The sequence below is a fragment of the Rhodococcus sp. CX genome (assembly GCF_015865005.1).
In the GTDB taxonomy this organism is placed as follows: Bacteria; Actinomycetota; Actinomycetes; order Mycobacteriales; family Mycobacteriaceae; genus Rhodococcus.
Genome location: NZ_JADZGH010000024.1, coordinates 1 through 4,485, shown reverse-complemented (window position 1 = coordinate 4,485; position 4,485 = coordinate 1). Strand labels below are relative to the sequence as shown.

At 69.2% G+C, this 4,485-nt stretch carries 3 protein-coding genes and 1 pseudogene; 1 reads left to right on the top strand and 3 read right to left on the bottom strand.

All coding sequences use genetic code 11. The features are described from left to right. Nucleotides 1–129: 129 nt before the first annotated feature. The 3 genes and pseudogenes from I0Q12_RS02260 to I0Q12_RS35015 form a co-directional block, all read right to left on the bottom strand. Entirely contained in the window at nucleotides 130–1,020 is an 891-nt protein-coding gene (locus tag I0Q12_RS02260; protein ID WP_197250403.1) for a universal stress protein, read from the bottom strand. An 82-nt stretch (nucleotides 1,021–1,102) separates the two neighbouring features. Continuing rightward, a complete protein-coding gene (locus I0Q12_RS02255) occupies nucleotides 1,103–2,095 on the bottom strand; it encodes a zinc-binding alcohol dehydrogenase family protein (protein WP_197250404.1) in 993 nt (330 codons plus the stop codon). Between the two features lie 357 nt (nucleotides 2,096–2,452). Further along, nucleotides 2,453–3,571: pseudogene (locus tag I0Q12_RS35015) on the bottom strand (CYTH and CHAD domain-containing protein); the annotation flags it as partial. A 229-nt stretch (nucleotides 3,572–3,800) separates the two neighbouring features. On the opposite strand from I0Q12_RS35015, the gene I0Q12_RS02245 reads away from it, so the two are divergent. Next, nucleotides 3,801–4,485 (top strand): flavodoxin domain-containing protein (locus tag I0Q12_RS02245; protein WP_197250402.1); only part of this gene is annotated, 685 nt, incomplete at its 3' end.

Here is a 4,485-nt window from a genome sequence, read left to right as displayed (position 1 = left end):
CGTGATCGGCGGTGCGATCGCGATGGCCGTGACGTTCGCGGTCGGCTACCTGTTCGGCACCACGGCGGGCTGACGAAGGTTTCGCCGCCCGCCGCGGTACCGAAGGAGACGGTGCCGCGGCCGCGGGCGTTACTTGGTGCGGGCGATCAGGACCGGGCAGGGTGCCTTGTGCACCAGGTTCTGGCTGGTCGAGCCGAGCAGGGCTGCGGCGATCTGTCCGCGGCCGTGGCTGCCGACGACGACGAGCTGTGCGTCGTCGAGTTGGCCCAGCAGAACCTTCGCGGCCGGTCCGCGTTCGACGACGCGACGCACCTCGACATCGGGGTACTCGTCGTGCTTACCGGCGAGCGCTTCCGCGAACACCGCGGTTTCCGCTTCCTGGACCGCGTCCCAGTCCACGAGCGTGGCGGTCGCGCCGGTGCCGAGCGCCGCGTCGCCGATCCACGAGTGCGCCGCGACGAGCGGAACGCCGAGGGTGTCCGCCAGCGTGAAGGCGTACGACACTGCGGCTCTGGACAGTTCGCTGCCGTCGACACCGACGACGATCGGCTTGTCGTTCGGCAGCGGATTCTCGGTGTCGCCGCGCCACACCACGACCGGGCACGGTGCGTTGTTGGCGACGCGCAGCACGGTGGAGCCGAGCAGGAAGTTCTCGATGGCTCCCGCGCCGGTCGCGCCGACCACGACGACGCGGGCGTCGTCGGCTGCCTCGAGCAATGCGTTGGTGGCGGGGCCGGGGCCGATGTAGCTCTCGACGGTGAGGCCGGGCTGTTCGGCGCGGATCAGGTCGCTGACGTCGGCGAGCAGTTTCTCGCCGTCGGCCTTGAGCTGCTCGTACATCTGGGACTGGATGAGCACCGCGGACTCGCTGTAGAAGATGCCCTCGCTGGGGAGCGCGTGGACGAGACGCAGCGGAAGTTCCAGCCGGGCGGCGAGGGCTGCGGCCCATCGGGCAGCGGCAGTGGCGGTGTCGGATCCGTCCAGACCCGCGACGACGGCCTTGGTCACGTGCGTGCTCATCGTTGAGCCTCCATTCTCGTGAGGGACTGCAGGTCGAGACTATCCGCTGGCGCGGCAGGTGAGGGTGGCGTCGTGCTGTGGTCTACAGCACGAGCACCGCCGCCCCCGCGAATCGGCCCTCGGACAGGTCTTCGAGTGCCCGGTCGGCCCCGTCCAGCGGGTACGGCGTCGTCGTGACGTGCAACCGGTGTTCGCCCGCGAACGTGAGGAATTCGTGTGCGTCACGGCGTGTGTTGGCGGTGACGCTGCGAACCGTTCTCTCCCGGAACAGGTGTCGCTGATAGTTCAGGGTGGGAACGTCGGTGAGGTGGATGCCGGCGAGGGCGAGTGTTCCACCGGCGTCGAGGGCTTCGAGGGCGGTCGGCACCAGTTCCCCGGCCGGGGCGAACAGGATCGCCGAGTCGAGCGGTTCCGGAGGCGTGTCGTAGGCGCCCTGCGCGGAGGATGCGCCGAGGTCGAGTGCCAGCCGCTGGGCGTCGTCGCCGCGGGTCATCACGTGCACCCGAATTCCTTGTGCGAGCGCGACCTGAGCCGTCAGGTGTGCGCTCCCGCCGAAGCCGTAGAGGCCGAGCGTGCCGCCGGGCGGAACCTGCGCGCGCAACAGAGCGCGATAGCCGATGATGCCCGCGCACAGCAGCGGTGCCAGCGTCTGCGGGTCGTACCCGGACGGAAGCGGTAAAGCGAAATTTGCTGGAACGGTTGCGAATTCGGCGTAACCACCGTCGGCGTCCCAGCCGGTGTAGGTGGACTGCGGGCACAGGTTCTCGTCGCCGCGCAGGCAGTATCGGCATCGTCCGCACGTGCTGCGCAGCCACGGAATCCCCACCCGGTCACCGATCGCATGTGTCCCGAGGTCACCGCCGATCACCTCGGCGACCACTTCGTGCCCGGGCACCACATGCTGCCGGTGCACCGGCAGATCCCCCTCGGCGACGTGCAGATCGGTGCGGCACACGCCGCACGCGAGTACCCGCACGAGCAGTTCGCCGTCGCCCGGTTCGGGTACCGGTTCGCGCACCGCGCGCAGGGGACCCCTGGCGATGGGTCCCGGTGTCTGTACCCGCCACGCCCGCATCGTCTGTCCGGTGTTCATGTCCCTCCCGGATGGTTCACTTCCACAACGGCTTCGCCGCGCGCAGTGCTTCCTTCCACGCGTCGTCGAGGTGCACCGCCTGGGCTTCGCCCAGCAGAGCCTCACGGTGGTACGCGATGCCGAGGCCGAAGCTGGACTCGGCGGCGTGTCCCTGCTCGGACACGATGTCGAGCAGGTGTTCGCGCGCGACCACCGAATCCTGGAATTCGCCGAGGAGGTCCTGGAACGCGTCGAAGTGATCGAGTGCCTTGCCCGCACGTTTGGGATGCACCGGGCGTCGCGCTCCTCGGGTGTGTCGGCACGACCGACGGCACGGACCCGCTTCGAGACCTTCTGCGCGAGCTGTTCCAGCGAGCCGGTCAGATCACCGGCCTTGGCCTTGCGGACCTTGCGGGACGTCTGCGGTGCGGTGGCCAATCCCTCGATCAGGGCGTCGAGGGCGAGCAGCATCTGCAGGTAGCGATCGGAATCGAGGGCCGCGACCGCTTCGATTCCCGCGATCTCCGACTGCCTGGAGAAGTACTCGTCGATGCGGGCCTTGGCGGGTTCCCGGTGCGATTCCACCGGGATCTCGGCTACCCGGTCGAGCAGCCGCTCCCACTGCACCTCGAGGTCACGGGACGGGCTGAGGCGGCGGCCGAGCCACCGCAGTTCGTCGACCACCGACTCGTCGAGGCCGAGATCGCCGGCGTAGGTCTGCAGGGCGCTGCGCGCACGGCGTGCGGCCTTGCGCATGCTGTGCACCGAGTCGGGGGCCGCGCGCCGCACCGCGATGTCGGTGAGCTCGAGTTCGCGCAATTCGGTGGCCAGGTAGTCGCGCAGGTACCCGGCCGGGCCACCCACCTTCGGTTCGTCGGGAATCAGATCGCCGAGAACCCGGTGCAGTTTGGACGGGCTCGGCGAGCGCTCGATGCCCTCCGCGGTGAGCCGGTCGTCGACGGCGTCGAGCAGGCTCGCACCGCCTTGCGCGGCGCCGTTGCGGCCGAGTTCGACCTCGATCTCGCGCCACTGCACCTGCGCGTCGTCGGCTCCGCGGACCGCGACGACATCGTCGACGACGATCTCGGCGAGCACCGTCTCGCCGGGTCCCATCGCGCGGATGCGCCGACGGGAGGTGGTGAGCAGGGCGGCGAGTTCGACGGGTCGACCGCGTCGCACACCGCGCAGCAGGCCGAGCAGTTCCGCCGGTGGTGTGCCGGTGTCGTCGCCGAGCGGGAAACGCAGTTCGGTTCGGGTGTCGAGGCCCGAGGGCAGTTTCAGATGCCAGCCGGCGTCGTCGCCGCCCTCGCGCCGGCGCAGGGTGATCCCGGCGCGGAGCAGCCGCAGATCCCGGGTGTCGTAGTACTGCGCGGCCAGCTCGATGCGTTCGTCGGTGAGAGTCTCGACGCCCGGCAATCCGGACAGGTCGGGAAGAGTCAGATCCGTGTCGGCGGTGTACTTGCGTTCGGTTTCCTCCACCGACTCGATCCCTGACGGGTTCGTGGTCGCCACCCGGTCCTCCCATTCACTGCGGACTTCGCTGCCGGGATCGGCAGCTCTGCCGCCCACATTGCCACCGTATGTGGGGAATGTCCCGAACGGAACGCCTATTTCGTGTCGCAGGCCCGTTGTGTAGAGACTTTGGACCCTGTTTTGCGATGAGATGGCATGGTGATCATGGAAGGACGCGGGTGCTCTGGAGGCTTGGATGAGAATTCTGGTGTCGGCGGCGAGCAGACACGGTTCGACCGCGGAGATAGCCACAGCACTCGGAGCGGCCCTGCGCGACCGCGGTGCGCTGGTCGATGTCGTCGAACCACACGACGTGCGCGACATCTCGGGTTACGACGCGGTGGTGATCGGTAGCGCCGTCTACCGCGGGCGCTGGCTGCGCCCGGCCAAGGACTTCGTCGACGCGCACGCCGAAGAGCTACGTCGGCGGGCGGTGTTCCTCTTCTCGTCCGGACCGATCGCGGATCAGGACCGGCCGGTCAACAGCCCGTACGACGTGTTCACCGTCCGTCACCGCACGGGTGCACGCGAACATCGCATGTTCGCCGGGAAACTCGACCCCGAGGGGCTGAGCGTCGGCGAACGGATGCACGTGCGGATGTCCGGCGGCAGGGTCGGCGACTTCCGGGACTGGGACGCCGTCGGCGGATGGGCGGGCACGATCGTCGACGCCGTATCCGACGACAAGCCGATGTCCGACGACAAGCCGGTGTCCGACAACGAGCCGGTGTCCGACAACGAGTCGGCGTCCGGGGACGAGCAGGGACCCGACGTCGAGACGTCACCCGGCCCGGCGGCCGGGAGCGACGTCGTATCGGAGGCGGCAGGCTCGTCCACCGTCGACTCCGGCACCGTCGACTCCGTCGACACCAGGGGCGGGC